The following is a 25,729-nucleotide window of genomic DNA, read 5'->3' on the forward strand; positions in this document are numbered from 1 at the left end:
TCGTCAGGGATTTCAATCCTTTTTAATACTTTGGTTAAAGCAGAATTACTTACTGCTCTTTGATGAACTGCTTGAAGTCAAGTAGTCAGCAAGAACGTTTTGTAATTGACTGTCCTTAATTGAAACATTACCCTTCTTGAGCACCTTAGATACAACGCTCTTCAAGGTTGCGCTATCGTTCATACGCTTGTCATAGATTTGGTTCTTCAATTCAGTTTCGTGTTGCTTGTAAGTGCCCTTACCAGGATTGCTGTCCATCTTGATGACGTGATAGCCATAAGAAGTCTTAACAGGCGTCTTGGTGTATTGGTTAGTCTTCAACTTGAAGGCAGCCTTCTTAAAGGTTGAGTCCAACTGAGTATCGGTGTTATCGAATGGATCTAACTTACCACCCTTGTTCTTAGTAGCACTGTCAGTAGAGTACTTCTTAGCTAATGAAGCGAAGCTCTTACCTTGGTTCAACTGCTTGATAACATTTTCAGCAGTTGATTTCTTAGAGACTAAGATGTGGGAAACAGTGACCTTTGGTTGGTAACTCTTAAATTGATCTTTAAGTTGGGCATCGGTAACTTTGGTATCAGCCTTAACAGCTTCCTTCAAAAGTAAGTTGCTTTTGATTTGCTGTTTCAATTGAGAAGCAGTCATACCGCTTTGCTGAAGAACAGAGTTGAATGATGAACCATATTGCTTCTTGTAACTATTGTATTCTTTGGTAACGTCTGAATCTTTTACCTTGCTACCAAATTGCTTATCAAGCACTTTGTTCAAAATCATTTGCTGTAAGACTTGCTTACCGCTAGAAGTGTTCTTCAAGCTGCTGTAAAATTGACTTTCCGTAATTTTACCGCCTGAAGTGGTGGCAACTGTTTTGCTACCACATGCTGCAAGGGTCAAGCTTAACATGACACCTGCAAGAGCAACGAACCATTTTTTCATATCTGAAAACACATCCATTTCTTTAGATTAGTTTCATCCCGTTGGGACATCTTACTTAATATAACATAAACTCAAAATAATTTTCAGCTGTAAAGGGAACTTAATAAAAATTGAATACTTCTATTTATTTGAGTCGGTGCTCTCTAGACCGGCTGCACGCTGATTAATCGCATCCAGATGTGGTTGAATTTTGAACTGAAACTGATCCACTGCCGATTCGATACTATCAATGGCTGGCTGTGCCTTTTTGAGTTCAGTTTGTAGATTCGCCAAACGTGATTGAACTACCGCGGCCTGTTGTCTAACGTTATTTAGCGCTGTCTTACGAGCCCGAACATGTTCAACTGTTTCCTGAACAAAAGCCATGGGCGACTGCTGTTTACGGTAAAGGTGAACAGCTAACGAAGCACCAGCCGTGAATAAGGCACTGGTTAAAAATCGTTTCATATCATCACCTCAAATTAAAATTGTGACTTGATGGCATTTTGAATATCGGTATAAGCTTTTTCATCATATTTGCTGGAATTATCCTTAAAGGTCATCCCGAAATCATCGTGGTCGGTGTAGCGAGGGATAAGGTGAATATGAGAATGAAAGACGGACTGATAAGCCACTTTACCGTTATTGTTCAAAATGTTAAGACCTTTGATCTCAGGATTAGAGTTCTTCACGGCTCGAGCAATTGCGGGAATCTTACTGAAAACAGTGGCTGCCAAATCAGCGTCATAGGCAAAGATATCCGCAACGTGAGTCTTAGGTACAACTAAAGTATGGCCAGGGGTACCCTGTGAAATATCCAAAAAGGCTTTAACATCATCGTCTTCATAGACGGTGTAACTTGGAACTTCACCCTTAATAATTTTGCAGAAAATACAATCATCATCATAGTTATGAACCATTTTAAATCCTCCTTTAAAAATCATAAAAGTTACGTTAAGTATAACGCATTATTCCAAAATTCCATACACCCCGGCGTATGATATAATGAAAACAATTGACCAAAATTACAGAGAAATGAAGGGATGTTCATGACGCTTCAGGTGACCAAAGTTGTCGGCGGTTATTCACAAATACCCGTCTTAAAAGAAGTGACATTTGATGTTCAAGATGGCGAGCTTGTGGGCTTAATTGGACTGAATGGTGCGGGTAAATCAACCACGATCAATCACATTATTGGGCTGTTAACGCCCTTTAAGGGTGAAATCAAGATTAACGGACTTACCTTAAACGAAGATAAAAATGGCTATAAAAAACAAATTGCTTATATTCCAGAAACACCGATCCTTTATCAAGAATTAACGCTAAAAGAACATTTGGAAATGACCATGATGGCGTACAGCCTTGACCGTGATAAAGCTTGGCAAAAGGCCAATCATTTGCTGAGCATTTTCCGACTAGATAACAAGCTAGACTGGTTTCCAGCTAACTTTTCTAAGGGGATGAAGCAAAAGGTGATGATCGTGTGTGCCTTTATTACGGAAGCACCATTGTTCATCATTGACGAACCGTTCTTAGGGTTGGATCCATTGGCGGTACATGACCTGTTAAATTTGATTGACGAACAAAAGGCCAAGGGTGCCAGTGTGTTGATGTCAACTCACGTTTTGGACACCGCTGAAAAGTACTGCGACCGGTTTGTGTTGCTGCATGATGGCACAGTTAAAACGGAAGGGACCTTACCAGAGTTACGCCAAGCTCTGCCGGATGCGGGTGAATCCTTGGACGATATCTACATGTCAATGACGAGGGCGGATCAGCATGAATAATTTATACCGACAGCGTTTGTCTAGTCATTTAAAAGAAATGTTTAAATACCTGCGGCTGGTGTTTAACGACCACTTTGTTTTTGCGTTGCTGATTTTTATTGGTGGTTTGGGATATGCCTACTCCAATGGGCTGAAGGAATTGCAGCCGAATCTTTGGTGGGCCAAGCCGGTAATCGTTATCGTGTTGCTGCTGGTGCTGCAGTTAGGACGATTTGCGACGCTGTTTCAGGACGCTGATGTGGTATTCCTGTTGCCAAAAGAAGCTGAAGTTCGTCAGTATTTGAGTGGCGCTCGTACATACAGCGAAAGTTTGGCAGTTGTCTACGAGCTGTTTGGTATGTTCGTTTTACTCCCGTTCATTCAGGTGACGGATGCTATGCCAGTGTTTGATTTAGCTTTGATTGCGGTTGCACAACTACTCTTAAAAGATAGTTTGTTCAGTTTAGCAATTGCCAGACGGTTTAAGGTTAAATCAGCTTGGTTAAAAGAATCAGTCTGGTTTAAATGGGTGGTACCGTTGATTATTTTAGTGGCCAGTGTGTATGGGATGCCGATGGTTGGCACGTTGCTGGCACTCGTTTTGGCAGTATGTTTACGGGTAGCGGACAAACGTTATAATGCCGTACCGTTTGACTGGTGGCAAGCCATTACGTTGGAGAATAATCGAATGATGGGCGTCTACCGATTCTTTAACTTATTCACTAACGTTCCCATGCTCAAAGGGGTGGCCAAACGGCGCCGTTATTTAGACTGGTTATTGAACATTGTCAAGATTACGCCAAAGAACACGTATCTCTATCTTTACAGCCGTGGCATCGTTCGTAGTGGGGAGTTCAGTGGCTTGTACTCCCGGTTGACGATTCTGGGAATGATTTTGCTCTACTTCGTTCGTGGAACGTGGCTGCCAGTGGCGTTGGCTGCGCTATTCCTCTATCTGATTGGTTTCCAGCTGATTCCGTTTTATTGGCAGTTTGATGATATTGTCTTTACTCATCTATACCCTGTTGAGGAAAAACAACGAGTGAACAGCTTTAGACGCCTGATGTTTTCGCTAATTGGCATCACCGCGATTCTGTTCTTGGTGATGATCTTCGTTGCTAATCAAGATTGGATGGTTGGACTGATTGCGTTTGCGGTTGAACTTGTTGAAGTGGTTTTGATGGTTCAATACTATTTGCCGTTACGTCTAAGAAAGAAGAAGTAGTAAAAACCAGTTGACTCAATTGGTTTGTTTGCCTAAAATGAACAGTAATCTTAAACGACGGGCTTGTATCAAGTTCGTCGTTTTATAATGGAAATCGGAGGAACAACATGCGGGTACGTAAGAAGCCGTGGGCAGCACAGTACATTAAGGATCATTCGGATTTAATTGTGACGGAGCCTGAATCACAGTTAGGTCATTGGCAGGAACGTTTTCCTAGTCGCCAGCCCATTCAAGTTGAAATTGGAATTGGGAAGGGTCAGTTTATTATTGAAATGGCACGACAGAATCCAGAGATCAACTTTTTAGGGATTGAAATTCAAGAATCAGTGATTGCCACAGCACTTCGTAAATTAGTAGAAAGTGAGCTGCCTAACGTCCAGTTGGTGGAAACTGACGGTGCGTTTGTAGATACCTTGTTTGCTGAAGGCGAAATCGATAAGCTCTACCTTAACTTTTCGGATCCGTGGCCTAAGAAGCGACACGCTAAGCGTCGGCTGACTTCACCTAATTTCTTAACTCACTATCAAAAAGTGCTCAAAGAAGATGGTCGGATTCAGTTCAAAACTGATAACCGTGGTCTGTTTGAATACTCATTAACGAGTTTTAACAACTTTGGCATGGTTTTTGACGAAGTTTGGCTAGATCTGCACAACAGTGAAGGCAACGAAGGCAACGTTCAAACCGAGTATGAAGAGAAGTTTAGTGCTAAAGGACCAATTTATAAGTTAGTAGCTCATTTTGATAGCAATCCGGCATAAAAAAATCCCGATTAACTTGCAATCGGGACACGGGTTAGATATATTTTTAACGATTTTTTTACAGGCGGTTTATTTTTAGAATACTACCGGTCTTAGCATCTGCAATAAACTCATATGATACGAGCTTATTGTCTTCCATGCGGGAAAGACCACCGGAATAAACCATAGTGTGAATGGCAAATTGTGCGTGCTTGTACGGATGCTCATTGATCCAGGCACCCTCAATGGTTGATTCTTTTCTGAAGGCTTGTTTAACACTGTTTAAAATATCATTGGGCGTCATATATTGACGGTTAAATGCTGATTTACCCATCAGGAAACCAAATAAAATACTTAATAGGGATAGTAGACTGAGTTGTTGATAATCTTTGATGTTTAGTTCCATACGCGTTTTCCTCCTACGCTATTTAGTATTATGTTAGCTCAAATCTCTCTTTGATACCACATTAATGTACTTTTTCTGAAAACAGGGTATAATCAATTTACTGAATAAAAGTAAGTAAGGAGCGATAGTAATGGAAAAATTACCTCAAATGACAAAGGATCAACTACTTGAAAAAATTAAGGATGGTCGCTACATGCTGTTTTTCTCAGCAACGTGGTGCACTGACTGCGCGTTCATTAAGCCTTCAATGCCAGCTATTGAAGCCGAATACCCAGACTTTAAGTTCATCAACGTTGACCGTGATAAAAACATTGATCTTGCTGTAGAATTAAACGTATTAGGCATTCCTAGCTTTATTGCGTATAATAATGGTGAAGAAATCGGTCGCTTCGTAAACAAAGACCGCAAAACAAAACAACAAGTGGAAGAATTTATTAATGCACTGTAGTTCTTCTGCTTTTGAAAGGATGCTCCATGTTAATTTCTAGTTATAATCAAAAGGCACTTGGCGACGTGATGATTATCTACGTGGCACCAGATGTCAAAGAACAATCCGTTGTTACTAAGGGTAATTTTACCCGTATTTTTGATCCAGAAACTGATACCACGCTGGGCTACAACGTGGCTCACGTGTCAGATATCCTGGGACCCATTAATCAAAATGGTCAGGTCTTTTTAACGGAAGAACAGGTATCGACTTTGAATCAGGCACTGTCAGATGCTGGTTTTGAGCCAGAGTTAAAGGCCGATTTAACGCCGAAATTCATTGTGGGTTATGTTGAATCAGCAGAGCCGCACCCAGATTCTAATCACTTATTGGTGACCAAGACGCGGGTTCAAGATGGCAAAACGCTGCAAATCGTGTCGGGTTCGCCTAACATGCAAGCTGATATCAAAGTGGTTGTGGCCGAAGTTGGTGCAATGATGCCAGATGGTCTGATTATTTGGCCTGGTAAATTGCGTGGCGTTGAAAGTGATGGTATGATTTCATCAGGAAGAGAATTAAAGATTCCTGGGGCACCCGATCGGCCGGGCGCGTTGATTTTACCTGATGATTACGAAGTTGGAACGCCATTTGACTTTAACAAGGCACAGACTTTATTCAGTTAGATGAACGACGTGAAAGGGGCCTCGGCTCCTTTTTATTTTGCCCTCGGCCATAAAATAATCAAACTAAACTAACTTGAATACTGAATGGATGACTAAATATGAATCACTATGATGGACCAGCTTTTTACCGGAGATATCGCCGACCGGAGAAATCGGCTAAAGAGCCAGTTTCGCCACAGTTTAAAGTGCCTGGTAAACGGTCAAAACAGGCGGATGAAGAACCCGCAATTTTTCAACGAAAAGAACTACGCCACGAAGAGACTCCACGGCGTGAGATCAACAGACGACCTGAAACGCGGCCAAAGCCAGAACCTAAGCAAACGGTTAGCAATGACTGGCGTTCCTCAACACCTTTTCGACCAACACAGGTACCTAAACAACTTAATAGAAGGGTGATCCACCAACCCAAAATTGATTACACCGCTCTTATGAAGCAATACTTTCAAAAAGATGATGGTGATGTGCTGGTCTTTGACGATGGCACCCAAGTGACCACTGATTCGGTAATGGCAGAGCAACCACGGTTAGCGTTTGAAACGGATAACAGTACTGATACGGGAACAGCCACTGAACAGCCTGAGTTTAATCAGTCAACACAGGCACCGCAATCGACTCAGAACGACACAGAAGTATCCAATCATCCTGAACCTGATAGCGAACAGCAAACTGAGACGGTTCAAGAACCGCTTGAAGATTCCGAAACGAGTGTTGTTGAAACACCGTCAGCATCCGATCAGTCAGAATCACATGACAGTGATCTGACAGGTTCGAGTCTTACAACGGACGAATCTGAAAATAAGCCGCAACTGCTTGAGCAGACGGAAGATACAAATCAACCTGTTTCAGTTACTGAACAACAGCCTGAAGTGCAAGGGGTTGAGACTAATCCGGCAACGTCACAGGACGAAGCGGATGTTAAATCTACTGACGATCAGGCGGATGTTACCATGGCACCTGCGGACACGATGCCGGAAGATAATGTCGTTGATTCAACTGATGATGAAAAGCAAGACAGTATCGAGCAATCGTCAGAGCCAGAAACAAAGCCTGAGCTGGAACATGGGTTAGGCCATTCTCTCGGCGATATCCTGCAGGAGGAAAATACCAGTTCACAGATGAATAAACTGGCGCTGTTTCAGGATAAACCCACTGCCAAGCCGGTAAGTGAGAATGATCAAGGTACCCGTGGTTATCAATTTCCGGCTACTTCTTTATTAACACCACCCGTTGTTACGGATGAAAACGCCTTGGATGAATGGATCGAACATCAAGGTGAAGTTTTGGATGAAACTTTGCAGGCTTTCCACGTGGACGCACACGTGGTGGACTGGACAGTTGGTCCAACCGTCACCCAGTTCCAGGTTCATTTAGCGCTGGGAGTTAAAGTTAACAAAATTACTAATTTGACAGATGATTTAAAGCTGGCGTTGGCGGCTAAGGATATCCGGATTGAAGCACCCATTCCTGGCAAGACTACGGTGGGGATAGAGATTCCTAATCCCAAGACACGGCCAGTAATGTTATCAGAAGTGTTGGAATCAAAAGCCTTTAAAGACAGCACTTCGCCGTTGACGGTTGCACTTGGGGTGGACTTGTTCGGCCAACCAAGAGTGACTGATCTTCGGAAAATGCCTCATGGGTTGATTGCTGGGGCTACGGGTTCCGGTAAATCAGTCTTTATTAACAGTCTGCTGATTTCGTTGCTTTACAAAGCGACACCAGCTCAGCTGAGATTATTGTTGATTGATCCTAAAGCAGTTGAATTAGCGCCTTACGATGGGTTGCCACACTTACTTTCACCCGTGATTTCTGATCCTCAGGCCGCTGCTGCCGCACTCAAATGGGCGGTCAAGGAAATGGATGATCGGTATGATCGATTGGCGGCTGCCGGTGTACGGAACATTGAACAATATAACGACCGTGCTGAGTTAACTGGTGATTACGCGCAGAAACTGCCATACATCGTGATTGTGATCGACGAATTAGCTGACCTGATGATGATGGCTTCCAGCGAGGTTCAGGACTACATCGTCCGAATTACGCAAAAAGCACGTGCAGCCGGGATTCATCTGCTGATTGCTACCCAACGGCCAAGCGTAGACATCGTTACTGGAACCATTAAAAATAATATTCCAACTCGAGTAGCCTTCATGGTGTCTTCACAGGTAGATTCCCGGACGATTATTGATACGTCTGGTGCGGAACGCTTGCTAGGGAAGGGCGATATGCTGTTCTTAGGCAATGGCGCTTCGCAACCACTTCGATTGCAAGGTACTTTTGTCGATAAGGAAGTCGATCGGGTGACTGATTTCGTACGGACTCAGGGTAAGCCACACTATGCCTTTGATCCAGATGGCTTGTTAGAAAAACAGCAGGTTCAAGAAAGTCAGGATGAATTGATGCCGGAGGTTTTGGACTATATTGTTCAGGAAAAGACGGTCTCTACGTCGAAACTGCAACGGGTCTTTTCAATTGGCTACAATCGGGCAGCGAACTTGATCGATACCCTTGAAAACAAGCAATATATTTCTGGCCAAAATGGTTCTAAACCCCGGGACGTTTTTCTCACTGAAAAACAACTCGCCGAAATGCGAGCACCCAGAACGGATTAAAAGGTGAAAACCACTCATGTTACAGTGCAGAAAATGCACTGTTCAAGATGTGTTTGCTCTGCTAAAATATTGATATGGACCAATGATGGCTGATTAACCAGCAATAGTCGGCCTAAATTAAATCATTGAAACGATGAAAAGAGGATTTTGATGGACAACACAACCACTTATTATTTTGTTGGAATCAAAGGATCAGGGATGAGCTCACTTGCACTCATTCTTCATGACAAAGGCTTTAAGGTAGCAGGATCAGATATTACACAGTACACGTTTACGCAACGTGGCCTTGAACAGGCTAAGATCCCGGTTTATCCATTCGACGAAGCGAATATTCACGAAGGCTTAACGGTCATTGCTGGGAATTCCTTCACCGACGATCATCCAGAAATCAAAAAAGCACGGGAAATGGGCTTACCCGTTTACCGTTATCATGAATTTTTAGGTAAGTTAATCGAAGGCTATACTAGTATTGGGGTTGCCGGTGCTCATGGTAAGACCAGTACCACTGGATTACTCTCGCACGTGTTGTCCGGCATCGCACCAACTAGTTATCTCATTGGTGATGGAACTGGTAAGGGTACGCCAAATGCGCGGTTCTTCGTTTATGAAGCCGATGAGTACCGCCGTCATTTCTTGGCCACTAAACCCGACTACGCAATTATGACTAACATTGATTTTGACCATCCTGATTACTACAAGGATATCAATGATGTGTTTAGTGCTTTCCAAACGTTTGCTAACCAAGTGACAAAGGGCATCTTTGCTTGGGGCGACGATGAGAACTTACGTAAGTTAAAGACTGATGTGCCAATTTATTACTATGGTACCAGTGACCGGGACGATTTTCAGGCGCGCAATATCAAGCGAACAACTAAGGGTTCTCAGTTCGATGTTTACTATCATGATGAATTTTTAGGGAACTACCATGTACCGCTGTTTGGTGAACACAATGTCTTAAACAGTTTGGCTGTGATTGCTGTTGCATACTTTGAAGACGTTGATCTGGATGCCATCAAAGATGAATTATTGAGCTTTAAGGGTGTTAAGCGTCGGTTTGCTGAACGTAAAGTGGCTGATATGACCATTATTGATGATTACGCTCATCATCCATCAGAAATTCGGGCAACCTTGGACGCTGCTCGTCAAAAATATCCTGACAAAAAAGTGATTGCTGTTTTCCAGCCACATACGTTTACCCGTGTGATTGCGTTAATGGATGATTTCGCGAAGGCTTTAAACAACGCGGATGTGGTTTATCTGACTGACATTTTCAGTTCAGCTCGTGAATCGAATGGTAAGGTTTCCAGTGAAGACCTTGCTAAGAAGATTAACAAGGGCGGCGAAATTTTGAAGCTAGATAATATGTCACCATTGTTGGACTATCATGATGCTGTTGTGGTCTTCATGGGTGCGGGTGACGTTCAAAAGTACGAACGTGCTTATGAAGAGCTATTGAGCCATTTGTCATTAAAAGATAACTAATTATTAATATTTTCTAAAAGGTAACTTATTCAAGCCGTAAGAAATCGCTTTTCATTGCTTTTTCCACTAAGGTTGTTAAAATGTATTCTTAATGAGGGATATAAAAAGGAGGAACCTTAATGAACAATTACGATGAACAGCCACGACGCGTAATCAATGCGGATGTTGGTTTGAACAAATTTTTAACCAAAATGTATGGTTGGATGGCAGTAGCCGTGTTGTTATCAGCCTTTGCAGCGTTCTACGTTTCAACCACGCCAGCTTTGATGTCACTTTTTACGGGTTCATATCGAATCGTACCAATCATTGTATGGTTTGTCTTTCCATTCCTGGTTAGTGGTCAAGCAATGAAGCGGCCATCGGTTAGTTTTGTGCTGTTAATGGCTTATGGGTTGTTAACCGGTGGCATTATGTCAATGTACGCTTTGGTGTACACGGGAACAACCATGGTGAGCGCATTTGCTTCTAGCGCAACGATTTTCATTGCAATGGCCGTTTATGGGATTGCAACGAAACGTGATTTGTCACGAGTGGGTGCACAAGCAACTGCTGCTTTGATTGCGTTAATCGTTGCCTTCTTGATTAATATCTGGTTGAAGAGTTCAATGATTGCGTTTGTCTTTTCTATTATTGGAGTGGTTATCTTCACTGCTTTAACAGCATCAGATAGCCAAAAGATGAAACGCTTGTATTTGCAAAGTGATGGTAGTGCAACCAGTTCCACTGGTTTAGCCATCATCGGTGCGATGCAGCTTTACCTAGACTTCGTAAACCTGTTTATTTTATTACTGCAGATTTTTGGTGGCATGGGTGACAGGGATTAAAGTGGCTAAAATCAATCATTAAAAAAGATAATTGTGACATATAAAAATGATTAAATTTGAGTCTGATTAACAGTCGTACTATTTTGACTGTTAATCAGACTCTTTTATTTTGGGTACGAATTTCGTTTTTTATTAGATAAATGAAAAGTCTGAAGTTACAGCAAAAAATAAGTATATTTTACATATATTGTTCTAAGACCTTGACGTAACTATGCTGATGTTTTACCATCTTTTTAAGTGCTTTAGCGACGAAGTTAGACAATACGTTTGAAAAGCGGCTTATTCTTTTATTTTATAAGTATTTTTAACTTTAAAATATCGTTAACGGCATTAACTTTTGAATGAGGAGAGGGGACTAGATTAATTGCTAATATACGGTTAAGCGTTGAATAATTTTTTAGGAGGAGCTCATTTGAATGATCATTAAAGATAAAATTTTGGGAACACTGTACGGTCAAGCTATCGGGGATGCCATGGGCATGCCGTCTGAATTATGGCCGGTACAACAGATTCGGCAACAATTTAACGGTCGGATCACGACGTTTTTAGACGGACCGGCAAATAATGATATCGCTGTGAATTTTACTAAGGGTGAATATACGGATGATACCAATCAGGCGTTAGCCATTTTAGATTCATTGATTGAAACTGATTGGCAGCCGAATCAGGAAAATCTGGTTCAACACATTATGAAGTGGGCCGATGAAGTGGGTGCCTGGGAGAATAACATTCTGGGACCCAGCAGTAAAGCGGCATTGACCGCTATTAAAAAAGGTGAGGATCCGCGTCCGGTAACCGACAAGGCATTGACTAACGGTGCCGGCATGCGAATTGCTCCCATCGGTGCACTGTTTGGCCCGCAGGAACTGAGTGGGCTGATCAAAATGGTTTACGAAGTTACCCGAGTGACGCATTCCAGCGACGTGGCAATGAGCGGGGCTTCTATGATTGCGGGGGCGGTGACGGCCGCCGTGGCTGACTACTCGTGGGATGAAATTATTGACTTCGCGCTGAATTGTAATGATCAAGGGTTCAAAATGGGTGCTCCAACTTGGGCTGCCAAGACTCATGAGCGGCTAAAATTGGGCATTGAGCTGGCAAACCGTTATCCAAGCGATGAAGTTCGTTTCAGCCAGGCTATTTATAACGTGATTGGCACAGGAACCATGATTTCTGAAAGTATTCCGGCAGCTCTTTCCATTGCTTATTACGCCAAAACGGTCCATAAATCAGCATTGCTTTGTGCTAATTTAGGTGGTGATACCGATACGATTGGTGCTATGGCAACGGCAATTTGTGGTGCTAAAAATGGAGCTTCATCAATTGACCAATCATGGATCCATTTAATTGATACTAAGAATCCACAGCACCATTTTGAAGAATATGCTGAGCAAATGTTGCAGTTTCGGACAACCAAAAAATAGGACGGTATAACATTATGGACGATAAGATTATTAAAGTTCCTGAGGCGGATAAGACATTAACACCTGGTAAGTTATTCTATAACTGGTTTGCAGCTAACATCGGAATCATGGGTTTTGTGTACGGCGCCATTATTGTGAGCTATCATTTATCTTTTATGCAAGCCATTGCGGCTTCCTTAGTTGGCGCATTATCTTTTCTGGTTCCTGGCTGGGTGGCTATGGTTGGTCAACGGGAGGGTATTACCACCTTCAAGCTGAGCCGGGCTGCATATGGGACGTATGGCAATAAGATTCCCAACGCCATTGCCTGGTTCAACATGGTGGGCTGGCTGGCAGTTAACATTATTACCGGAACGTTGTTACTGACTTCCTTATTCAGAGTGATTCACGTTCAGAAAAATACATTGACGACTGCCATTGCTTTAATTATCTTTGGGGGACTGGTCTTACTTTCTGGACTGCTGAAAGAAGCAACTTTGGCGAAGATTCAAACTTGGTTGAGTTGGATCTTTGGTGTTTTAACAGCTGTCATTCTGGTGATTTTTCTGATGAAAGCAAATTGGCAGGAAGCTTTAGATTTACCAAGCGGTAGCTGGATCACCGGTTTTCTACCTGCTGTTAGTATCGTAGCGGCCGGATCCGGAATTTCCTGGTCCATGGCTGCTGCTGATTGGGGTGCATACGTTAAGCCTAATACAAAACCAGCTGCTACTTTTTGGAACACCACGATGGGTGGCGCTGTCCCACTATTTGTGCTGATGGCTGGTGGTGTTTTGCTGAGTACCATTGAACCCAAACTTGCCACTACGGGTAATCCTTTTGATGTGATGTACAGCGCTTTGCCAAGTTGGATCGGTGTGATTTATTTCTTGGTGGCAGCTGGTGGCATCATTCCTCAATGTATCGTTTCACTGCGTTCGGCACGAATCAACTTGTCAACAATTGGTATTAATGTATCGCAGCGGACTTCATTGACTATTCACGGTTTAATCGTTATTTTAATTCCGGTGTACGTTTTGTTTATCTCCGGTAACTTTCTCAGTAATTTTGAGATTTTCCTTAACTTCCTGGGAATTTGCCTAGCAAGTTGGGTTGCTATTTTCCTATGTGACAGTGTGATGTTTCGGAAAAATGGTTATGATACCAAGTTGGTCGATCCGCAATCTAGCACCCACTATAACTGGGGAGGAATTATTTCCTGGCTGATTGCCACGATTACCGGCTTCCTCTTCACTAATAACGCGGTTTGGACGGGGCCTTTTGCACACGGAATTTTTGCTAACAATAGTTTAGGGGTCTTTATATCCGCTATTTTGGCCATTATCTGCATGTTCGTTGTCAAACTGATTAAGGGCGGTCAACGTGAGAAGGTGGCATAATGAACAAAACCTTGATTTTGGGTGCGGCATACGTCGATGTGATCATTAATGTCCCACGGCTACCATTTTCAGGTGGTGATGTCACAGGAGATTTGAAAGATGACATTGTTGGCGGATCAGCCTTCAATGTTTATGGTGCCATGCATGCCGCCCACGCTGATGCAGACCTGTTTGTACCAGTGGGCAAAGGCCAGTACGCGGATATTGTGCGCGCAGAATTGCAACGCCGGCAAATCCCAGAATTATTACCAGTGACGGAAGCGGACAACGGCTGGGACATTTCTATGGTGGAACCTTCTGGTGAGCGAAGCTTTTTAACGATTCCTGGCATTGATCAGATTTGGCAGGATGACTGGTTTGATCGTATTAATTTAGCGGATTATCGTTATTTCTACGTGAGCGGCTATCAAATCGAGAATGAACACATTGCTGATCAGATTCTGGGCAGATTAACGCAACGCAATGCGGATGCTTATGTGCTATTTGATGCCTCCCCGCGAATGAGCCATTTAACCGACAAAACGGTGCGGTGGCTCCTGCACAAACACGTGATTATTCATTGCAATGAAGATGAAATCGGCTATTTCGGAAAACCTGGAGAACCGGTGGATGAAATTGCAAAATCAATTTTTGAGCAAACCCAAAGTCCAGTGTTAGTGACACTAGGTGCTAAGGGAACCTTTTATTACGATGGTAAAAGTTCTGACATCATTCCCAGTCATCACGTCAAGGTTGTGAATACCATTGGTGCGGGTGATACCCATTGTGGTGGTTTCTTAGCTGGACTCGCGAGCGGGATGAATTTAGTGGATGCAATCAGTATGGCTAATAAGCTTGCGGCTACGGTTGTGGCACAGGAGAATAGTAGTTTGTGAATCAAAAAGGCGCTGCTGGGCAGTGCTTTTTTGTTTTGCAGGAAATTATTTTTGGAGCAATAACTAGCGACGTGAGCGCCTACCGCATTTACTGTTAAACTGATTTTTAATTGTCTAAATTCTCTGTTAAACTAGAGGTAATACAAATTGCGGAGGCTTATCAATGACTGAATCAAAACGATTATTACTTATCGATGGCAACAGTGTGGCCTTTCGGGCCTTCTTCGCGCTGTACACGGCATTGAATAGTATGACAAACGCAGACGGCTTGCACACCAATGCTATTTTTGGCTTTAACCGGATGCTGGATATTATGTTAGAAGATGTTAAGCCGACGGACGCATTAGTGGCTTTTGATGCCGGTAAAGTGACTTTTCGAACCAAGAAATATGCTGATTATAAGGGTGGTCGTTCAAAGACACCACCAGAACTTTCTGAACAGATGCCAGTGATCCGTCAATTATTAGCCGCACGAGGCATTAAATCTTATGAATTAAAGAATTATGAAGCTGATGATATCATTGGCACGATGGCTAAGCAGGCTGAAACTGCTGGTTACGAAACGACCATTTTTACCGGGGATCGTGATTTGACTCAGTTGACGTCTGACAAGACCAGTGTTGCTGTGTCTAAAAAAGGTGTTACTGAAGTAGAAACCTACACCCCCGAACACGTTGAGGAAAAACTTGGGGTTCGGCCAGACCAGATCATTGAAATCAAAGGGCTGCAGGGTGACACTTCAGATAATTATCCGGGAGTAACCGGTGTGGGGCCTAAAACCGCCGTTTCACTGATTCAGAAGTATGGCACCATTGATGGTGTTTACGAAAACATGGATAAGATTACTGCTAAAAAAATGAAGGAACATTTGATTGAAGACAAAGATTCAGCCTTTCAATCCCGTGATTTAGCAACCATTCGTCGGGATGCCCCGATTGAAATCAAGCTAAGCGACTTGACTTACAAGGGAGATCAGCAAGACGAACTAGTTAAGTTCTATCAGGAAATGAACTTCCAGTCATATTTAAATAAAATGAATACAGATGCGGGTGACGAGGACGTTCTTGGCTTAAAGCCCGTCGAATTCACCGTTTTAACTGCCGATAATTTAAATGAATTAGCGCAGTTCAAAGACCACGTTTCATTTTATTTGGAAATGCCAGACGCAAACTATCACACGTCAACTTTTGCAGGGTTTGTGATTGGTGAGGGCGATAAGTGGTTTGTTAGTCGTGACGTGGAATTACTAAAGCAGGCTCCAGTAAAAGATTTATTAACCAGTGATAAGGTTCAAAAAGATGTTTTCGACCTGAAGCGGACTTACGTTGGCTTAAATCGACTGGGCATTCACCTAAGTAACGTTGATTTTGATTTGTTGTTGGCTTCGTATTTACTGGATACCAATGAAAATAGTAACGACCTCGGCCGTTTAGCTTTTCAGCACGGTTACCATCAGATTCAATCTGATGAGGAGGTCTATGGTAAGGGTGCCAAACGGGCGATCCCAGATGATGATCAACTCTTTTTTGAACACTTAACTCGAAAAGGGATTACGATTGAATCGTTGAAGAAATCGTTATTTAAACAGTTGGATGAAAACGAGCAGACTAAGCTGTACCGCGACTTAGAGTTGCCGATGGCTTATGTATTGGCACACATGGAAATTGCGGGAATTATGGTGGATACGGACCGTTTGTCAGCAATGCAAAGCGAGTTCACCGAGTTATTGGCTCAGACTCAGCAGACCATTTTTCAAGAAGCTGGCGAAGAGTTCAATATTGGCTCACCCAAACAATTACAGCATATTTTGTTTGAAAAATTAGGGTTAACCCCAATCAAAAAAACTAAGACTGGTTATTCTACCTCAGTTGACGTGCTTGAAAAATTGGCAGCTGAAGCACCAATCGTTGAAAACATTTTGAAGTATCGTCAAATTTCAAAGATTCAATCCACCTATGTTGAAGGCTTATTAAAAGTGGTTCACAGCACGGATCAAAAGGTCCATACCCGTTATTTGCAAACTTTGACGCAAACTGGACGCTTGTCTTCAGTAGACCCTAACTTGCAAAATATTCCTATTAGGACTGAGGAAGGCCGGCGGATTCGTCAGGCATTTATCCCTAGTCATAAGGGCTGGCAGATTTTTTCTTCTGATTATTCACAAATTGAATTGCGGGTGTTGGCTCATATCACTCATGATAAGAATTTGCAGGAAGCCTTTAAAGAGGGCGATGATATTCATGCGTCAACCGCTCGTCGGATTTTCCATTTAGGTCCAGACGCTGAAATTGATCCGAATATGCGACGTCAGGCCAAGGCGGTGAACTTTGGTATCGTGTACGGGATCAGTGATTTCGGTTTGTCCCAAAATATTGGAATTACTCGCAAGCAAGCACGTCAGTTCATTGATACCTACTTCGAGGAATATCCCGGCGTTAAGCAGTACATGACTGATATCGTTGCTTCCGCTAAGGACAAGGGGTACGTTGAAACGATTGCACATCGTCGCCGTTATTTGCCAGATATCAACGCCCGGAACTTTAATCAACGATCATTTGCTGAACGAACAGCGATGAACACGCCAATCCAAGGCAGTGCCGCTGATATCATTAAGATTGCCATGATCAAAATGGAAGATGCTATTAAAGACTTGCAGGCTACGATGCTGTTGCAAGTTCATGATGAATTGATCTTTGAGGCACCTGCTGAAGAGATCCCAACACTGGAAAAATTAGTGCCAAGTGTCATGGATTCAGCCGTGAAACTGGAAATTCCGCTGAAAGTGGAATCTCATTACGGCAATACCTGGTACGAAGCAAAGTAATGATACAAGGAGGCACTAAGGATGCCTGAATTACCCGAAGTTGAAACGGTTCGGCGTGGCCTGACGCGCTTAGTCGGCAACGCTAAAATTACGTCCGTTGATGTTTACTATGAAAAAATGGTCTCACCAGAGGCTGATCAATTTAAAAAAATGCTTGCTGGCAAAACGATTGAACGGATCGACCGGCGAGGAAAATATCTGTTGTTCAGATTCAATGATGATTTGACTATGGTGTCACATCTGAGAATGGAAGGTAAGTACGACGTGCAACCAGATGGTAATCCGATTACTAAGCATACGCATGTAGTGTTTCACCTCGATGATCACCGTGATTTAAGATATACCGATACCCGGAAGTTTGGCCGGATGCACTTGTTAAAGACGGGTGACGAGACGAAGCTGGTTTCCGGTTTGAAAAAGATGGGGCCGGAACCCACACCAGAAACGCTGACTGTGGAATATATGAAGCAGATTTTTAGCAAGAGTAAAAAGGCCATCAAGCCATTTTTATTAGATCAAAGCAATATTGCCGGCTTGGGTAATATTTACGTTGATGAAACGCTGTGGTTAAGCCGGATTCATCCGGAACAACCCACCAACACGATTCCGGAATTTCAGATTCGTCAGCTGCGTGAGAATATTATTGCGGAAATTAAGCGCGCAATTGAAGGGCACGGTACGACGGTGCATTCCTTCTCTACCGCTTATGGCGAAGCTGGTGAATTTCAGAATCATTTAATGGTATATGGTCGTAAGGGTGAACCTTGTTTTCGGTGTGATACACCAATTGAAAAAACTAAGGTTGCTCAACGTGGTACGCACTTTTGCCCAGACTGTCAGGTCTTGCGTAAGGACCCTGGGGTGACCATGGTGCTAGGACTAACAGGTGGTATTGCTACAGGGAAATCAACTGTGAGCGAATTTTTCAAAGCCTATCAGATTCCGGTGATTGATGCTGATAAAGTTGCCCGAGAAGTTGTTGAACCGGGAACCAAGGGGCTGAAAGAAATTCAAACCACTTTTGGTTGGCAGATGATTCAGCCGGACGGTACTTTGGATCGCCATGCACTTGGTACCTTGGTGTTCAGCCAACCCGAGAAGTTAGCACAGTTAAACAGTATTACCGGACCATTAATTAAAAAGGCCGTAGTGCGCAAATTACGGGGTTACCGAAGGCGTCAAGTGCCGCTGGTGATTTACGATGCGCCCACGCTTTTTGAAGCCCATGGTGCAGCCGGCATGAACGAAATTATGGTCGTCAACGTACCGGATCAAGTACAGCTTCAGCGATTAATGGCACGTGACCACTTGTCTAAAAAAGAAGCATTGGAGCGAATCAACGCGCAAATGCCATTAGCTGAAAAGGTAAAAAGGGCTGATGTGGTGATCGATAATAGTGATTCAGTTGATAAAACAAAAGCGCAAGTGGTAAGATGGCTGAATGAAGCCGGATTTGGCTCATTAATAACAGATAAATCTAATTAGGTTAAAAAGTAAAATGTTTGATAAGGATAAGAGGTGAAACTATGCATTGTCCACACTGTCACCATAATGGTTCACGAGTTGTTGATAGTCGGCCAACAGATGAGGGTCGGGTTATTAGACGGCGCCGTGAATGTGAAAATTGCGGCTTTCGGTTCACAACGTTTGAACGCATCGAAGCAACACCATTATTAGTCATCAAGAAGAACGGTACTCGTGAAGAATTCAATCGTGAGAAAATCTTACGGGGAATTATTCGCTCAGCGGAAAAACGCCCAGTTGGTATGGATGTCATGACCAAACTGGTTGATGAGGTTGAAAATGAAGTCCGTTCACTGGGTGAAAATGAAGTTTCCAGTCAATTGATCGGTGAATATGTGATGAAGCGCTTAGCAGATATCGATGAGATTTCCTATATTCGTTTCGCCAGTGTTTACCGTCAGTTCAAGGACATGAGTGTCTTTTTGGAAGAACTCAAAGATGTGATGAATAAGGATAAGAAAAAAGGGGCTTCCTCTGATAAAAAGAAATGAAACGGGGCTTGATCATGGCGGAGTCAAAGCAACCATTGATGCCTAAAACATCTGTCGCAATTGTCACCACAACGCGGCTTCAAGAAGAGCGGCGACGGGTGTTGGACTTGCTTTACCAACCAATTTTAGGCGTATCAGCCTACAGTCTAGCAACAGTGATGTGGCGACAAGTATCTTTGACAGCTGATTTAAAAGTCGAAGTGACCCATACTGATCTATTGGCACTGCTCAATATTAGTATGGTGACGCTTCAAGACTCAAGACAACGGCTGGAGGCTGCGGGACTACTACGGACTTTTGAAAATCAGCCTGATCGATTACCAGAATTGATCTATGAATTACAGCAACCCGTTAGTGGTGAAATGTTCTTTAAAGATGACCTGTTAAGCTTGCTGTTACTGGAAGTAGTAGGTGAGCGGCAGTTTGAACGACTGCGGCAAGCCTTCTTGCCACGGCAACTTAAACGGGATAGGTGGCACGAAATTTCCAAGTCGTTTTTAGACGTTTTTTCACTGGATAACCGACTAATAGCGGCACCACCTAAATTGATCGAGGCAACCAAAGCAGCTTTTAATCAGGAAGAAACCACTGTAGAACATGAACAACCTACGGCGCCTGACTTTGACTTTGGTTTGCTTTCTGAACTGCTGAAGCGGTCATACATTGACTTGAACGATTTGCGGCAATATCGTCAGTTGATTATTAACGAACATTTATTGTACGGTATTGATGAAACGGAAATGGCACGCTACATAGGTGATGCCACTAATTTAGCCACGAATAAGTTAGATGCCAACCAGTTTAAACGTGCAATCGCTGCTGCCTATCAAGGTGGAACAACACCGGTAGTATCAGCCCCAAAAACGGTTACTACTCAAAAAGCCAGTGAGAGTCAGGAAGAAGCAACCCTGATTGATACTGCTAAACAGTACGAACCAATGGCTTTCTTAGCCCAGATTCGTCAGCAGCAGGGTGGTTATGTCGCTAGTGGCGAGCAACGTATCGTTGAGCAAATTGCCAGTAAACAGATTTTTTCCAGTTCTGTGATTAATATGCTGATTTACGAGGTTTTGATTGATCTGAATAATTCAACGATTACTCAGCGACTCACCGATACTATTGCCAATCGTTGGGCGCAAGATGGTGTCAAAACGCCAGAAGATGCGCTAGCAAGTATTCGTAAATTTAAAGCAGACCGGGCGAAACCCAAAACGACTCGGCGGCGTGGCGGCACTAAGAATATCAAAGAAACATTACCGGATTGGGCGAAAAGTGATTATCAGCCAAAGAAGAAAAAGACGTTGTCCAAGTCTGACCAGGATCAATTTAACGAACAATTAAATAAACTTAAAAAACTGCGGGATGGAGGTGATTAGTATGGAAAATATCAGCGAGTCTATGAAACGTTATATGGACCAACACCAACTTAATGCTAATTACCAAAAACTGATGAATAGTGTGTATCAAGATGCTGATGTTCAGGCATTTTTAAAGGCCAATGCTGATCAGTTAAACGCCGAACAGATTGACCGTTCATCGGCCAAATTATACGAATACGTTAACGAACGCAATAAATTGGCGGCTGGTGAAACGACTTTTGCCCCAGGATATGAACCTAAGCTGGTTTTAAATGACCACTTGGTGGAAGTGTCGTATCAGCCAACCGATGCTCAAAAAGCAAAGCTGAAGCAGGCTGCTTTGAAACGAAGAGTCAATGCCATTATGATGCCGAAACTGATTAAGAATGCGACGTTTGATCATTTTATCAACGACCCCGATCGAGCGCAGGCACTACAAGCTGCAGTGGCGTTTATTGAGGCGTATTCGAAAGATTCGAAGCATTTCCACCAGGGACTCTACCTGTATGGCAGTTTTGGCGTGGGTAAGACTTATTTACTCGGGGCTATTGCCAATCAACTAGCTGATATGGGCGTGAAAACAACCCTAGTGCATTTTCCGAGTTTTGCGGTGGAAATGAAGAATGCCATTGCTAGTAATCAAGTTGCTGGTCGTCTAGACGATGTTAAGCAGGCGCAGATCTTGATGATCGATGATATTGGCGCGGATGCGATGTCCGCTTGGGTACGCGATGATATTCTCGGCGTGATTTTGGAATATCGGATGCAAAATGAATTACCAACTTTCTTTTCGTCTAATTTCTCGATGCAGCAGTTAGAAACTGAGCATTTAGCAGAGACGCAAAAGGGTGATGTAGAGCCTTTAAAAGCTAAGCGTCTGATGGAGCGGATTCGCTTCTTGGCTCAAGAAATTGAGATGATTGGTGAGAACCGTCGGCAAAAATAGTGTTGACACTTATTTTTCAAAGTGGTTTAATGTGAATTGTAATCAAATTCAAAGAATTTTAAATGTTTGAAAGACAAGATTTAATTGAACTCTCCAAGAGAGAAGCACCACTTCTGGAAGTGCTTTGTGAGCGATATTGAGTTACCACTTTCTCGAATGTGCGATGGATAATATCGCATCGGCTGTCCCGTTATCACTGAATGAAGGTTTGGTTCGCAGTGTGAATCAGATGAATTTCGGGTGGAACCGCGTAGAGACGTCCCGGTATGTACAGTAATGTGCATGCCGGGATTTTTTAGTTTCACGGTTCGGTGGCTTTCAATGTTTAAAGTAATGAATATATAAGGAGAAGAGTAGAATGGCAGATATTACGATTGAATTCCCAGATGGTAAAAAGAAACAGTTTGATGCCGAAGCAACTACCAAAGACGTCGCACAGTCCATCGCTATTAGTTTAGCTAAAAAGGCTGTTGCAGGTAAGTTAGACGGTAAATTGATTGATTTAAACGCACCTTTGAAGCACGATGGCAAGATTGAAATCGTCACAAAGGACAGCGAAGATGGTTTGGCTGTATTACGTCAATCCGTTGCCTTACTAACTAAGGTTGCTTTAAAGGAAAGCTTTCCATCAATTCAATTTGGTGAAGAAGTCGGCGATGAAAACGGCTTTTACGTTGATACCGATAAGGAAGACGGCCAGGTCAGTGTTGATTCATTACCAGCTATTTCTGACAAAGTACAAGCATTCATCAACCAAAAATTGGCGATTAAGCACGTTCGCTTAAGCAAAGCAGATGCCTTGAAGAAGCTTGAAGGTACTTCATACGAAGCCAAGCTTGTTGAAGACAGCGATGAAGAAGAATTTCCATTTTACGAAATTGATGGCGTTTCTGTCTTAGCTAGTGGTGTTAGTTTCGCTAATACTGGTGACATCAAGTTCTTCCGTCTGTTATCAGTTGCCGGTGCTTACTTTGAAGGTAAGTCATCTAACCCAATGCTACAACGGATCTACGGTACCGCATTCTACAAGCAAGCTGATCTTGATGCTGATCTACAAGCTCGTCAAGAAGCCCGCGAACATGATCACCGTGTGATTGGTAACGATCTGGACTTGTTCTTCGTTGATCCTAAAGTTGGTGCCGGTTTACCATACTGGATGCCAAACGGTGCTACCATTCGTCGTACCATCGAACGTTACATCATCGACAAGGAAGTGGCTGACGGCTACAAGCACGTTTACACACCAGTTCTTGCTAACCTTGACCTTTACAAGACTTCAGGTCACTGGGCTCACTACCGCGAAGACATGTTCCCACCAATGGACATGGGCGATGGCGAAATGCTTGAATTACGGCCAATGAATTGCCCAAGCCATATTCAAATTTATAACCACCACATTCGTTCATACCGTGAATTGCCATTACGGATCGCTGAATTAGGGATGATGCACCGTTACGAAAAATCAGGTGCCTTATCAGGTTTGCAACGTGTTCGTGAAATGACTTTGAACGATGGTCACACCTTCGTTGCCTTGGATCAAGTTCAAGACGAATTCAAGAAGATCTTGCGGTTGATCATGGACGTTTACAAGGACTTTAACATCAACGATTACAGCTTCCGTCTTTCATATCGTGACCCTGAGAATACAGAAAAGTACTTCGATGATGACGAAATGTGGAACCGTAGCCAAACCATGTTGAAGGGTGCCATGGATGACCTTGGCTTGGACTACTACGAAGCTGAAGGTGAAGCTGCTTTCTACGGTCCTAAGTTGGATATCCAAACTAAGACTGCTTTAGGTAACGACGAAACGATGTCAACCATTCAATTAGACTTCATGTTGCCAGACCGCTTCGATTTGAAGTACGTCGGTGCCGATGGTGAAGATCACCGTCCAGTTATGATTCACCGTGGGATCGTTGGTACTATGGAACGGTTTATCGCTTACTTGACTGAAATTTACAAGGGTGCTTTCCCAACTTGGTTAGCGCCAAAGCAAGTTAAGATCATCCCAGTTAGTGATGATAAGCATGGTGAATATGCTGAGAGTTTAAGCAAACAATTGCTGGCTGCTGGCGTTCGTGCCGAAGTTGACCACCGTGGTGAAAAGATGAACTACTTGATCCGTGATGCGCAAACTCACAAGATTCCATATACGTTGGTTGTTGGTGATCAAGAAGTCGCTGATAAGGCCGTCAGTGTTCGTAAGTACGGTGAACAAGACAGCAAGTCTATGAGTGCCGATGATTTCGAAACCGAAATTTTGAAGGATATTGCTAATTACAGTAATAACTAGATTGTTAAAAGTGGCTTGACACATGAATTAAATAGGCTATACTTATTATTCGTGAGCTTAAAGCCAAGTGATTTGACTAATGTATCGTGTCATGGTATATTAGTGGAGTTGAAAAAATGTAAGTAGAAGCACCCGCTTCTCGCCTCGTGGTTAACGCTGCCTGGCCGATACGTAAATAAACCGAGCCTGAGAAGGTTTGGATATTTAACGGGTGCGCATTGCGTGCCCGTTATTTGTTTGGGTAAGACTTACGTTTCATTGTTTTCAAAATCACTCGGAGGTGAATGACCATAGCAAACGATATGATGGTTAACGAAGGAATCCGCGCTCGTGAAGTACGGTTGATCGGTAATAATGGCGAACAACTGGGCATTAAGAGTAAGCGAGATGCGCTTCAACTGGCTGAAGATGCGGACTTGGATCTTGTTTTGGTGGCAGCGAAAGCGAAGCCACCGGTTGCCCGGATCATGGATTACGGGAAGTATCGGTTCGAGATGCAAAAGAAGCAGCGTGAAGCTCGTAAGAAGCAAAAGGTCGTTAGCGTTAAGGAAGTTCGCTTAAGTCCATCAATTGATACGAACGATTTCAATACGAAACTTAAGAACGCTAAGAAGTTCTTAAGCAAGGGCGAAAAAGTTCGGGTTTCAATTCGGTTCAAGGGTCGGGCAATTACTCATAAAGATATTGGCCGCCAAGTTTTGAACCGGATGGCTGAAGAAACAAGCGATTTTGCGACCGTTGAACAACGTCCTAAGATGGACGGACGGAGCATGTTTTTGATGCTTGCACCAAAAAAAGAAGACTAGTTGTTTAGTATTTGAGGAGGATTTTCGATTATGCCAAAGATGAAGACAAACCGCGCCAGTGCCAAGCGTTTCAAAGTAACTGCTAAGGGCGGCATTAAGAGTGCGAATGCTTACACGAGTCACCGTTTCCACGGTAAGACTAAGAAGCAACGTCGTCAATTACGTGGGACTTCAATGATGAAATCAAACACGATTAAGAAAACTTATCGTCAATTACTGCAAAAGTAATTCGCTAAGCTGTTTCAAAAATTAATCTGTTAAAACGATGATAACCGTAAGTATTAGTAGGAGGAATTCAATATGCCACGAGTAAAAGGTGGAACAGTAACACGCGCACGTCACAAAAAGATTCTTAAATTAGCTAAAGGTTACCGTGGTTCAAAGCACCGTTTGTTTAAGGTTGCTAAGGACCAAGTAATGAAGGGCCGCGAATACGCTTATCGTGATCGTAAGGCCAACAAGCGTAACTTCCGTCGTCTTTGGATCGCACGGATCAACGCTGCAGCCCGTTTAAACGGTTTAAGCTACAGCAAGATGATGTTTGGCTTGAAGCAAGCTAACGTTGAAGTTAACCGTAAGATGCTGGCTGACTTAGCTGTTAATGATGCTGATGCTTTCAAGGCATTAGCTGACGAAGCAAAAAAGGCATTATAATTTAAACCTAAACGAGGCTGGATGAAGACTTCCAACCTCGTTTTTGTTTGATTCAGTAGAGATACGCCATAATCA

The 25,729-nt window shown here is 43.0% G+C and carries 24 protein-coding genes, 1 pseudogene and 1 other annotated feature; of the genes and pseudogenes, 21 read left to right on the plus strand and 4 right to left on the minus strand.

Annotated elements, in window-relative coordinates; all coding sequences use genetic code 11:
- Positions 1–45 precede the first annotated feature (45 nt).
- The 3 genes from CES82_RS04210 to CES82_RS04220 all read right to left on the minus strand — a co-directional run bounded on the left by CES82_RS04210 (position 46) and on the right by CES82_RS04220 (position 1,835).
- The gene (locus CES82_RS04210; RefSeq protein WP_098824076.1) at positions 46–936 is read right to left on the minus strand and encodes a peptidylprolyl isomerase PrsA; all 891 of its coding nucleotides are present in this window, start codon (positions 934–936) and stop codon (positions 46–48) included.
- Positions 937–1,056: 120 nt separating this feature from the next.
- On the minus strand, positions 1,057–1,383 hold the full coding sequence (locus tag CES82_RS04215) for a hypothetical protein (RefSeq protein WP_098824077.1): 327 nt from the start codon (positions 1,381–1,383) through the stop codon (positions 1,057–1,059).
- A 14-nt stretch (positions 1,384–1,397) separates the two neighbouring features.
- Positions 1,398–1,835 (minus strand): HIT family protein, encoded by a 438-nt coding sequence (locus CES82_RS04220; RefSeq protein ID WP_098824078.1) that lies wholly within the window; start codon positions 1,833–1,835, stop codon positions 1,398–1,400.
- Positions 1,836–1,964: 129 nt separating this feature from the next.
- Between CES82_RS04220 and CES82_RS04225 the strand changes: the two genes are divergently transcribed.
- From CES82_RS04225 to trmB, 3 genes are all read left to right on the plus strand, one after another.
- A complete protein-coding gene (locus tag CES82_RS04225; protein ID WP_098824079.1) occupies positions 1,965–2,702 on the plus strand; it encodes an ABC transporter ATP-binding protein in 738 nt (245 codons plus the stop codon).
- On the plus strand, positions 2,695–3,906 hold the full coding sequence (locus CES82_RS04230; protein WP_098824080.1) for an ABC transporter permease: 1,212 nt from the start codon (positions 2,695–2,697) through the stop codon (positions 3,904–3,906). Before CES82_RS04225 ends, CES82_RS04230 begins: the two co-directional genes overlap by 8 nt.
- 107 nt (positions 3,907–4,013) lie before the next feature.
- On the plus strand, positions 4,014–4,664 hold the full coding sequence (trmB, locus tag CES82_RS04235; RefSeq protein ID WP_098824081.1) for a tRNA (guanosine(46)-N7)-methyltransferase TrmB: 651 nt from the start codon (positions 4,014–4,016) through the stop codon (positions 4,662–4,664).
- Between the two features lie 58 nt (positions 4,665–4,722).
- Here trmB and CES82_RS04240 read toward each other — a convergent pair whose 3' ends face one another.
- Complete coding sequence (locus CES82_RS04240; protein ID WP_098824082.1) at positions 4,723–5,049, minus strand: hypothetical protein; 327 nt, start codon at positions 5,047–5,049, stop codon at positions 4,723–4,725.
- A 130-nt stretch (positions 5,050–5,179) separates the two neighbouring features.
- Between CES82_RS04240 and CES82_RS04245 the strand changes: the two genes are divergently transcribed.
- The 18 genes and pseudogenes from CES82_RS04245 (at position 5,180) to rplT (ending at position 25,654) form a co-directional block, all read left to right on the plus strand.
- Positions 5,180–5,497: a thioredoxin family protein gene (locus CES82_RS04245; protein ID WP_098824083.1), complete on the plus strand. Its 318-nt coding sequence runs from the start codon at positions 5,180–5,182 to the stop codon at positions 5,495–5,497.
- 26 nt (positions 5,498–5,523) lie between these two features.
- Positions 5,524–6,159 (plus strand): YtpR family tRNA-binding protein, encoded by a 636-nt coding sequence (gene ytpR, locus CES82_RS04250; protein WP_098824084.1) that lies wholly within the window; start codon positions 5,524–5,526, stop codon positions 6,157–6,159.
- A gap of 98 nt (positions 6,160–6,257) precedes the next feature.
- A complete protein-coding gene (locus tag CES82_RS04255) occupies positions 6,258–8,771 on the plus strand; it encodes a DNA translocase FtsK (RefSeq protein ID WP_098824085.1) in 2,514 nt (837 codons plus the stop codon).
- Between the two features lie 150 nt (positions 8,772–8,921).
- Positions 8,922–10,253 carry a UDP-N-acetylmuramate--L-alanine ligase gene (gene murC, locus CES82_RS04260; RefSeq protein ID WP_098824086.1) on the plus strand — a complete coding sequence of 444 codons (1,332 nt, stop codon included), beginning with the start codon at positions 8,922–8,924 and terminating at the stop codon, positions 10,251–10,253.
- 119 nt (positions 10,254–10,372) lie between these two features.
- Entirely contained in the window at positions 10,373–11,077 is a 705-nt protein-coding gene (locus CES82_RS04265; RefSeq protein ID WP_098824087.1) for a Bax inhibitor-1/YccA family protein, read from the plus strand.
- Positions 11,078–11,493: 416 nt separating this feature from the next.
- Positions 11,494–12,501 (plus strand): ADP-ribosylglycohydrolase family protein, encoded by a 1,008-nt coding sequence (locus tag CES82_RS04270; protein WP_098824088.1) that lies wholly within the window; start codon positions 11,494–11,496, stop codon positions 12,499–12,501.
- Positions 12,502–12,515: 14 nt separating this feature from the next.
- Positions 12,516–13,880, plus strand: a complete 1,365-nt coding sequence (locus CES82_RS04275; RefSeq protein ID WP_098824089.1) for a purine-cytosine permease family protein — start codon at positions 12,516–12,518, stop codon at positions 13,878–13,880.
- Positions 13,880–14,755 (plus strand): PfkB family carbohydrate kinase, encoded by an 876-nt coding sequence (locus CES82_RS04280; RefSeq protein WP_098824090.1) that lies wholly within the window; start codon positions 13,880–13,882, stop codon positions 14,753–14,755. Before CES82_RS04275 ends, CES82_RS04280 begins: the two co-directional genes overlap by 1 nt.
- Before the next feature lie 163 nt (positions 14,756–14,918).
- The gene (polA, locus tag CES82_RS04285; protein WP_098824091.1) at positions 14,919–17,579 is read left to right on the plus strand and encodes a DNA polymerase I; all 2,661 of its coding nucleotides are present in this window, start codon (positions 14,919–14,921) and stop codon (positions 17,577–17,579) included.
- 21 nt (positions 17,580–17,600) lie between these two features.
- Positions 17,601–18,410, plus strand: a pseudogene (gene mutM, locus CES82_RS12685) (DNA-formamidopyrimidine glycosylase); the annotation flags it as partial.
- A gap of 36 nt (positions 18,411–18,446) precedes the next feature.
- Positions 18,447–19,064 (plus strand): dephospho-CoA kinase, encoded by a 618-nt coding sequence (coaE, locus tag CES82_RS12690; protein WP_225364848.1) that lies wholly within the window; start codon positions 18,447–18,449, stop codon positions 19,062–19,064.
- Positions 19,065–19,105: 41 nt separating this feature from the next.
- Complete coding sequence (gene nrdR, locus CES82_RS04295) at positions 19,106–19,594, plus strand: transcriptional regulator NrdR (RefSeq protein WP_098824092.1); 489 nt, start codon at positions 19,106–19,108, stop codon at positions 19,592–19,594.
- Positions 19,595–19,608: 14 nt separating this feature from the next.
- Positions 19,609–20,970, plus strand: coding sequence for a DnaD domain protein (locus CES82_RS04300; RefSeq protein ID WP_180245661.1), 1,362 nt, complete (start codon positions 19,609–19,611; stop codon positions 20,968–20,970).
- 1 nt (position 20,971) lies between these two features.
- Positions 20,972–21,898: a primosomal protein DnaI gene (dnaI, locus tag CES82_RS04305; RefSeq protein ID WP_098824094.1), complete on the plus strand. Its 927-nt coding sequence runs from the start codon at positions 20,972–20,974 to the stop codon at positions 21,896–21,898.
- A 358-nt stretch (positions 21,899–22,256) separates the two neighbouring features.
- On the plus strand, positions 22,257–24,194 hold the full coding sequence (thrS, locus tag CES82_RS04310; protein WP_098824095.1) for a threonine--tRNA ligase: 1,938 nt from the start codon (positions 22,257–22,259) through the stop codon (positions 24,192–24,194).
- A gap of 114 nt (positions 24,195–24,308) precedes the next feature.
- Positions 24,309–24,438 (plus strand) — a sequence feature (ribosomal protein L20 leader region).
- A gap of 40 nt (positions 24,439–24,478) precedes the next feature.
- Positions 24,479–25,000: a translation initiation factor IF-3 gene (infC, locus tag CES82_RS04315; protein ID WP_098824096.1), complete on the plus strand. Its 522-nt coding sequence runs from the start codon at positions 24,479–24,481 to the stop codon at positions 24,998–25,000.
- A 30-nt stretch (positions 25,001–25,030) separates the two neighbouring features.
- A complete protein-coding gene (gene rpmI / locus CES82_RS04320; RefSeq protein WP_054654993.1) occupies positions 25,031–25,228 on the plus strand; it encodes a 50S ribosomal protein L35 in 198 nt (65 codons plus the stop codon).
- A 72-nt stretch (positions 25,229–25,300) separates the two neighbouring features.
- Entirely contained in the window at positions 25,301–25,654 is a 354-nt protein-coding gene (gene rplT / locus CES82_RS04325; protein WP_098824097.1) for a 50S ribosomal protein L20, read from the plus strand.
- Positions 25,655–25,729: the final 75 nt, after the last annotated feature.

The sequence above is a fragment of the Secundilactobacillus silagincola genome (assembly GCF_002583405.1).
GTDB lineage: Bacteria > Bacillota > Bacilli > Lactobacillales > Lactobacillaceae > Secundilactobacillus > Secundilactobacillus silagincola.

What these genes read in the sequence shown, in the direction of transcription:
- CES82_RS04255 (WP_098824085.1), top strand. Translation starts at nt 6,258, where the DNA reads ATGAATCACTATGATGGACCAGCTTTTTACCGGAGATATCGCCGACCG.
- CES82_RS04230 (WP_098824080.1), top strand. Translation starts at nt 2,695, where the DNA reads ATGAATAATTTATACCGACAGCGTTTGTCTAGTCATTTAAAAGAAATG.
- polA (WP_098824091.1), top strand. Translation starts at nt 14,919, where the DNA reads ATGACTGAATCAAAACGATTATTACTTATCGATGGCAACAGTGTGGCC.
- CES82_RS04280 (WP_098824090.1), top strand. Translation starts at nt 13,880, where the DNA reads ATGAACAAAACCTTGATTTTGGGTGCGGCATACGTCGATGTGATCATT.
- CES82_RS04265 (WP_098824087.1), top strand. Translation starts at nt 10,373, where the DNA reads ATGAACAATTACGATGAACAGCCACGACGCGTAATCAATGCGGATGTT.
- nrdR (WP_098824092.1), top strand. Translation starts at nt 19,106, where the DNA reads ATGCATTGTCCACACTGTCACCATAATGGTTCACGAGTTGTTGATAGT.
- rplT (WP_098824097.1), top strand. Translation starts at nt 25,301, where the DNA reads ATGCCACGAGTAAAAGGTGGAACAGTAACACGCGCACGTCACAAAAAG.
- trmB (WP_098824081.1), top strand. Translation starts at nt 4,014, where the DNA reads ATGCGGGTACGTAAGAAGCCGTGGGCAGCACAGTACATTAAGGATCAT.
- CES82_RS04245 (WP_098824083.1), top strand. Translation starts at nt 5,180, where the DNA reads ATGGAAAAATTACCTCAAATGACAAAGGATCAACTACTTGAAAAAATT.
- rpmI (WP_054654993.1), top strand. Translation starts at nt 25,031, where the DNA reads ATGCCAAAGATGAAGACAAACCGCGCCAGTGCCAAGCGTTTCAAAGTA.
- CES82_RS04240 (WP_098824082.1), bottom strand. Translation starts at nt 5,049, where the DNA reads ATGGAACTAAACATCAAAGATTATCAACAACTCAGTCTACTATCCCTA.
- CES82_RS04210 (WP_098824076.1), bottom strand. Translation starts at nt 936, where the DNA reads ATGAAAAAATGGTTCGTTGCTCTTGCAGGTGTCATGTTAAGCTTGACC.
- thrS (WP_098824095.1), top strand. Translation starts at nt 22,257, where the DNA reads ATGGCAGATATTACGATTGAATTCCCAGATGGTAAAAAGAAACAGTTT.
- CES82_RS04270 (WP_098824088.1), top strand. Translation starts at nt 11,494, where the DNA reads ATGATCATTAAAGATAAAATTTTGGGAACACTGTACGGTCAAGCTATC.
- infC (WP_098824096.1), top strand. Translation starts at nt 24,479, where the DNA reads ATGACCATAGCAAACGATATGATGGTTAACGAAGGAATCCGCGCTCGT.
- CES82_RS04215 (WP_098824077.1), bottom strand. Translation starts at nt 1,383, where the DNA reads ATGAAACGATTTTTAACCAGTGCCTTATTCACGGCTGGTGCTTCGTTA.
- CES82_RS04225 (WP_098824079.1), top strand. Translation starts at nt 1,965, where the DNA reads ATGACGCTTCAGGTGACCAAAGTTGTCGGCGGTTATTCACAAATACCC.
- CES82_RS04275 (WP_098824089.1), top strand. Translation starts at nt 12,516, where the DNA reads ATGGACGATAAGATTATTAAAGTTCCTGAGGCGGATAAGACATTAACA.
- dnaI (WP_098824094.1), top strand. Translation starts at nt 20,972, where the DNA reads ATGGAAAATATCAGCGAGTCTATGAAACGTTATATGGACCAACACCAA.
- ytpR (WP_098824084.1), top strand. Translation starts at nt 5,524, where the DNA reads ATGTTAATTTCTAGTTATAATCAAAAGGCACTTGGCGACGTGATGATT.
- murC (WP_098824086.1), top strand. Translation starts at nt 8,922, where the DNA reads ATGGACAACACAACCACTTATTATTTTGTTGGAATCAAAGGATCAGGG.
- CES82_RS04220 (WP_098824078.1), bottom strand. Translation starts at nt 1,835, where the DNA reads ATGGTTCATAACTATGATGATGATTGTATTTTCTGCAAAATTATTAAG.
- coaE (WP_225364848.1), top strand. Translation starts at nt 18,447, where the DNA reads ATGGTGCTAGGACTAACAGGTGGTATTGCTACAGGGAAATCAACTGTG.
- CES82_RS04300 (WP_180245661.1), top strand. Translation starts at nt 19,609, where the DNA reads ATGGCGGAGTCAAAGCAACCATTGATGCCTAAAACATCTGTCGCAATT.